Genomic DNA, 6278 nt, shown 5'->3' on the forward strand with positions numbered 1-6278 from the left:
CCGCCGCCACGTCCGGCGCCTCCGCCAACCCGCCACCCACGCCTGACGACGCCCCCCGCCATGCTCTGCTCCTCTACCGTGGCCGACATGGTGACGACCCTCGCGGTGACCGGGTACATGGATCTGACGGACGACACGGTTCCCGTGGTCCGCGCCGAACTCGACGCGCTTCTCGCGCCGTACGCGTCGGACGGCCTGGTGGGGCTGTCGTGCATCGCCAAGGGGGTGGACAGCCTCTTCGCCCAGGCCGTGCTGGAGGCCGGCGGGCGGCTGGTCGTCGTCGTCCCGTCGCGGGACTACCGAAAGCGCAAGGTCACGCCCGACCACGCCGCCGTCTTCGATCGGCTGACCGCCGCCGCCTCGGAGGTCCTGGTGATGCCACACGAGACGGCGACGCGTGAGGCGTACGAGGCCGCCAACGGCGAACTGCTGCGTCGCGCCGACCGAGCCGGACTCCCGGTCGACGCCGTATGGCCCGAGGGTGCCGCGCGCCGGGGTTGAGGCCCGACGCGCGGCGCGGCGTCAGAGCGGCAGGGAGTCCATGTTGAGGGGGCGGACCTTGCCTTCGATGAGGGCGGCGAGGCCGGTGATCGCGCCGGTGGCGGGGTTCTGGGCGATGCTGACCGGCATACCGGTGGCCTGGCGGAGGCGTTCGTCGAGGCCCGGCAGCAGGGCGCTGCCGCCGGCCAGCATGATGCCCCGGTCGGCGAGGTCGGCGACCAGGTCCGGCGGGCAGCGGTGCAGGACGCTGCGGATCGCGTCGACCAGGCCGGTGAGTGGCGACTGCATCGCCGCCCGCACCTCCTCCGGGTTGACCTGGACCGTGCGGGCCAGCCCGGTGGCGACGTCCCGGCCGTGGACGACGGTCTCCGGGGGAGTGCCGTCGTCGACGCCGGAGACGTTGAGCCGCAGGGCGCGGACGGCCTGGGTGGGCAGCGTCAACTCGTGGCGGTTGCGCAGGTGCAGGGCGATGGCCTGTTCGATCGTCTCGCCGCCCACCGGTACCTTCGCGGCGGCCACGATGGAGCCGAGGGAGAGCACCGCGACCTGCGTCGCCGCCGCCCCGCACAGCACGACCAGCGCCGCCTCCGGCTCCTCCACCGGCAGTCCGCAGCCGATGCCGGCCGCCAGGAGGGTGTCGACGAGCAGCACCCGGTGGGCGCCGACGCCCGTCATCGTCTCGATCGCCGCCCGGCGGGCCAGCGGGTCCGCGTCGTGCGGGACGCACACGGCGACGCGCAGGCGGGGCTTCAGCCGCCAGGAGCGGCTGACGCGCTCGCCGACCATCGCCCGCAGCATCCGGCGGGCCATCTGGATGTCGACGACCGTGCCGTGGCTGATCGGCCGGACCACCCTGATGTGGGCGGGCGTGCGGCCGGACATCCGCTCGGCGGGCGAGCCGACGGCGATCAGTACGCCGCTGCGGACGTTGACGGCCACGATCGAGGGCTCGTCGACGATGAGTCCGGACCCCTTGACGTGGACCCGGGTCCGGGCGGCCCCGAGGTCGACGGCGACGGTGCAGCGGCGCAGTTGGTCAGGGCTGAGGTACACGGCTGGCTCCCGGCGGGCGCTGGCGGTCGGTGTGCCCTCATCCTGGGCACGGGCCCGGGGGCCGCGCCCGCCGTGATGGGCCGGACGGGGGTCCGCCGGGGGTGACGCGCGTCGCCGCCGACGACGGGCCGAGGACGGCCGACGCCCGCCGTCCGGGTGGCGGACGACGGGCGGCGGGGAGCCCCAGACGGGGTCAGTCGGTGGCGGCGGCGGGCACGGCTGCCCGCGTCGCCGCCGGCACGGCTGCCGGCTCCTCGGCGAACTGCGTGCGGTACAGGTCCTCGTAGCGGCCGCCGAGGGCCAGCAGCTCCTCGTGGCTGCCGCGTTCGACGATGCGTCCCGCCTCCAGCACCAGGATCTGGTCGGCCTGCCGGACCGTGGACAGCCGGTGGGCGATGACCAGCGCGGTGCGGCCGGACAGCGCCTCGGTCAGCGCCTCCTGGACGGCCGCCTCGGAGGTGGAGTCCAGGTGGGCGGTGGCCTCGTCGAGGATGACGACCCGCTGCCGTGCCAGCAGCAGCCGGGCGATGGTCAGCCGCTGCCGCTCGCCGCCGGAGAGCCGGTAGCCGCGTTCGCCGACGACGGTGTCCAGGCCGTCCGGGAGGGAGGCGACCAGTTCGGCGAGCCGGGCCCGGCGCAGGGCCTCCCACAGCTCGTCCTCGTTCGCCTCCGGGCGGGCCAGCAGCAGGTTCGCCCGGATGGTGTCGTGGAAGAGGTGGCCGTCCTGGGTGACCATGCCGACCGTGCCGCGCAGCGACGCGGCGGTCAGGTCGCGCACGTCGGCGCCGCCGACCCGGACCGCGCCGGCCCCGGTGTCGTAGAGGCGGGCCGCCAGTTGGGCGATCGTGGACTTGCCGGCGCCCGAGGAGCCGACGAGCGCGACGAGCTGCCCGGGCTCGGCGCGGAAGCTGACGTCGTGCAGGACCTGCTCGCCGCCCCGGGTGTCGAGCGTGGCGACCTCCTCCAGGGAGGCGAGGGAGACCTCGTCGGCGGCCGGGTACGCGAAGTCCACCGCGTCGAACTCCACCGACAGCGGCCCGTCGGGCGCGGGCCGGGCGTCCGGCTTCTCCTCGATCAGCGGCTTCAGGTCGAGTACCTCGAACACCCGCTGGAAGCTGACGAACGCCGTCATGACCTCCACCCGCGCGCCGGCCAGCGAGGTCAGCGGCGCGTAGAGGCGGGTCAGCAGCATCGCGAGCGCCACGACCGTGCCGGCGGCGAGCGTCCCGTTCAGCGCGAACACGCCGCCCAGCCCGTAGACGAGTGCCAGCGCGAGGGCGGAGACGAGGGTCAGGGCGGTCACGAACGTCATCTGGAGCATCGCGGTCCGCACCCCGATGTCCCGCACCCGGCCGGCCCGGGCGGCGAACTCGGCGGACTCCTCCTCCGGGCGGCCGAACAGCTTGACCAGGGTGGCGCCGGGGGCGGAGAAGCGTTCGGTCATCTGGGTGCTCATCGTCGAGTTGTGGTTGGCGGCCTCCCGGGTGAGCTGCGCCAGCCGGGTGCCCATCCGCCGCGCGGGCAGGACGAAGACCGGCAGCAGGACCAGCGCCAACAGCGTGATCTGCCAGGAGAGTTGGATCATGACGGCGAGCGTCAGCAGCACGGTCACCAGGTTGCCGACGACGCCCGAGAGCGTGTCGCTGAACGCCCGCTGCGCGCCGATCACGTCGTTGTTGAGCCGGCTGACCAGCGCGCCCGTCCGGGTCCGGGTGAAGAACGCGACGGGCTGCCGCTGCACGTGGTCGTAGACGGCGGTGCGGAGGTCGAGGATCAGCCCCTCGCCGATGCGCGCGGAAAGCCAGCGGGTCAGCAGGCCGATGCCGGCCTCGGCCACCGCGATGCCCGCGATCAGCCCGGCCAGCAGCACCACCGTGCGCTGCGCCTCCCCGGCGACGATCGCGTTCACGACCCGCCCCGCGAGCAGCGGCGTGGCCACAGCCAGCAGTGACGCGGCCGTGCTGAGCAGCAGGAACAGCCCGATCATCCGGCGGTGCGGGCGGGCGAAGCGCGCGATGCGCCGCAGCGCGGCCCGGGTGAAGGGACGCTGGTCGGTCGCCGTGTGTCGCGCGTTGTAGACCGCGTGCCACGCGGTGATCTCCATCGACATTGCCGCACCTCCGTTGATTCTGTCGGTGGCACGAACATAGAAGTTAAATCGAACTTCAGGTCAAACCCCGCCGTCGGTCGGCGCTCGGCGGCCGCCGCTCAGCGGTCGGCGTAGACGATCCACACCTGGCCCCGGGCGAACAGCATCGGCCGGCCGCCGAGCCGGGTGAACGTCGTACCGGCGCCGGGACGCGGCCGGTCCCAGCGCGTCACGTACCCCCGCCCGTCCCGCAGCACCAGCGCCCGCCCGCTCCCCACGGTCTCGATGAACGGCGTCACGTGGCCCGCGGAGTCGGAGAAGTCCGAGGGGCGCATCGTCACGTACTGGATGACCACCGTCGAGGCGCCCAGCTGCCGGCCGTCGGTGCCCATCGCCGGCCGGTCGTCGAAGAACGCCAGCCAGCGGCCTTCCCGCGGCGACCAGGTGAAGGACGTCCGCGCCGCCCGGTACTGCACCGCCGCCTCCCGCCGCGGGAAGCCGCCGGGCGGGACCGGCCCGAAGCGCAGCCCGATGTCCGCGCTGTGACTGGCGTGCGGGGCGTACGGCAGCACGTCGTCCGGCCGCACGTACAGGTTGTGCGGCGCCCGCCGGGACTGGTCGCGGAAGTACGGCCCCCGGTGCCGCTCCTGCGGTACGGCGAAGACGGTGTCCCGGTCGATGTGCGGCTGGAGCTTCTTCTGCACCCCGGAGTACGCCAGCGCCGGCCGCCCGAACTGCTTCAGCAACTCCAGATCCGACTCCCGGGCGCTGCGCACCGGCCCCACCACCGGCGGCCGCCGCGAGGCGTACACGGCCATCAGCCGACTCATGCCCGCCTCGACCTTCTCCACGTACACCAGATCGGCCTCCGCGAGCCCGGTGTGCGGCCGGGCCCGCACCGAGTTGTCCACCTTGATCGCCAGGACCGGGCCCGGAGTGGCGGCCAGCCCGGTGTAGGGAGACGCTGTCGGTGGTACCGCCGGCGCTCCCGGCGCTCCCGGCGCGGCCTCCCGGGCCTCCCGGTCGGCGGGCGCGGCGACGGCACCCAGCGACAGCGACCCGACGAGCAACGGCCCCAGCAGTGTCCCGACCAGCAGGGCGGCCGACCGCCGACCGCGCCGGGCCGGTCGGTTCCGACGGGAGGAGACGGTGGGGGACTGGACGGTGTCTGATGCCATTGCTTGCCGCCTTCCGGTGCTGCCCACGGCCCCGGCCGACTCGGCGGGGCCCACCTCGGAGCGCTACCGCGCCGGGCCGGACCGTTCACCGGAAGGGGGCCGTACGCCAGGCAGACATTCATACTTTTTGATGGTTGTCGGCAGCCCCCGCCAGTCCGCATCTGTTTGTCCCGCATCTGTTTGTCCCGCATCTGTTTGTCCCGCATCTCCCGTGAGGCGGTGAGCAGCCCGTGCGCGTCGCACTCGCCCAGACCGACCCCCTGCTCGGCGACGTCGCCGGCAACCTGGCCCACGCCGAGGAACAGATCCGCCAGGCCCACTCCCAGGGCGCCGACCTCGTCGTCTTCCCCGAGCTCAGCCTGCACGGCTACCACCTCGGCGCGCTCGGCCGCCGCGACGACCTCGAATCCCTCGACATGCGCGACCCGCGCCTGCTCGCCCTCTCCACCCACGGCCCCGACGTCCTGCCCGGCTTCCACGAACTCACCAGCGTCCGCGCCTACAACACCTCCGCCTACTACGCGCGCGGCGAACTCGTCCACGCGCACCGCAAGCTCTACCTCCCGACCTACCTCGCCTGGGAGGAACGCAAGCACGTCAGCCCAGGCCAGGCCCTGCGCGCCTACGACCTCCCGCACCCCGCCGGCGGCCGCGGCGCCACCCTCGTCTGCAACGACGCCTGGCAGCCCGTACTGCCCTGGATCGCCGTACAGGACGGCGCCGAGATCATCTTCATCCCCACCAACAGCGCCGCCAGCCTCGACCCCGAAGCCATGGACACCACCCTCTACTGGGACACCCTGCTCGCCTACACCGCCAAGATGCTCCAGGCGTGGGTCGTCTTCGTGAACCGCGTCGGCAACGAGCACGGCGCCACCTTCTGGGGCGGCTCCCGCGTCGTCGACCCGCGCGGCAACGTCATCGCCCAGGCGCCCCGCTGGGAACCGGCCCTCCTCACCGTCGACGTCGACGTCCACGAGGCCCGCCGCGCCCGCCGCGCCGTCCCCCTCGTCGCCGAAGCCCGCCTCAGCCTCATCGACCGCGAAGTCCGCCGCCTCATAGAAGAAGGCGGCGACACGTAGCCGCGCTACGCGCGCGGTGCGCGCGGCGCGCGCCACCTGCGGCTGTGCGCGTTCAGACGCTCGCCGAGACCGCTGACCCGGTCTCGTGGTCGAACCGCCCGTCGGGCGGCTCACCTGCCGGACGGCGCAGCCACAGCAGCGCCATCACCACGACCCCGACCGCCGGCAGCAGCCAGCGGCCCGCCCCCGGCGGCAGCGCGCCCGCGACCAGGCCCGCCAGCGCGCCGCTGAGCTGGAGCGCCAACGACTGCACCGACAGCGCCGTCGCCCGCCCCCGGCTCTCCACCCGCCGGTGCAGCAACTCGTTCTGGTTCGGCCCGACCGCGCCCAACGCCAGATAGACCAGCCCGTACCCGGCGGCGGCCCCCACCAGCG

5 protein-coding genes and 1 pseudogene are annotated in these 6278 nt (G+C 74.0%); 2 read left to right on the forward strand and 4 right to left on the reverse strand.

Going from position 1 to position 6278, the window contains the following annotated elements; all coding sequences use genetic code 11:
- Positions 1 to 90 precede the first annotated feature (90 nt).
- Entirely contained in the window at positions 91 to 501 is a 411-nt protein-coding gene (locus tag FNX44_RS22310) for a hypothetical protein (RefSeq protein ID WP_143650581.1), read from the forward strand.
- Between the two features lie 21 nt (positions 502 to 522).
- Here FNX44_RS22310 and FNX44_RS22315 read toward each other — a convergent pair whose 3' ends face one another.
- From FNX44_RS22315 to FNX44_RS22325, 3 genes are all read right to left on the reverse strand, one after another.
- On the reverse strand, positions 523 to 1554 hold the full coding sequence (locus FNX44_RS22315) for a rod shape-determining protein (RefSeq protein WP_143650577.1): 1032 nt from the start codon (positions 1552 to 1554) through the stop codon (positions 523 to 525).
- 193 nt (positions 1555 to 1747) lie between these two features.
- Positions 1748 to 3664 carry an ABC transporter ATP-binding protein gene (locus FNX44_RS22320; protein WP_143650578.1) on the reverse strand — a complete coding sequence of 639 codons (1917 nt, stop codon included), beginning with the start codon at positions 3662 to 3664 and terminating at the stop codon, positions 1748 to 1750.
- Between the two features lie 98 nt (positions 3665 to 3762).
- Entirely contained in the window at positions 3763 to 4821 is a 1059-nt protein-coding gene (locus tag FNX44_RS22325) for a DUF3048 domain-containing protein (RefSeq protein ID WP_143650579.1), read from the reverse strand.
- Between the two features lie 230 nt (positions 4822 to 5051).
- Between FNX44_RS22325 and FNX44_RS22330 the strand changes: the two genes are divergently transcribed.
- Positions 5052 to 5903, forward strand: coding sequence for a nitrilase-related carbon-nitrogen hydrolase (locus FNX44_RS22330; RefSeq protein WP_143650580.1), 852 nt, complete (start codon positions 5052 to 5054; stop codon positions 5901 to 5903).
- A 52-nt stretch (positions 5904 to 5955) separates the two neighbouring features.
- Here the strand turns inward: FNX44_RS22330 and FNX44_RS28200 are convergent.
- Positions 5956 to 6278: pseudogene (locus tag FNX44_RS28200) on the reverse strand (MFS transporter); the annotation flags it as partial.

Origin of the sequence: Streptomyces alkaliterrae (genome assembly GCF_007097205.2) — a bacterium.
GTDB lineage: Bacteria > Actinomycetota > Actinomycetes > Streptomycetales > Streptomycetaceae > Streptomyces > Streptomyces alkaliterrae.

Excerpts from the sequence above, each read along its gene's own strand:
- FNX44_RS22320 (WP_143650578.1), bottom strand. The coding sequence starts at position 3,664 with ATGTCGATGGAGATCACCGCGTGGCACGCGGTCTACAACGCGCGACAC.
- FNX44_RS22325 (WP_143650579.1), bottom strand. The coding sequence starts at position 4,821 with ATGGCATCAGACACCGTCCAGTCCCCCACCGTCTCCTCCCGTCGGAAC.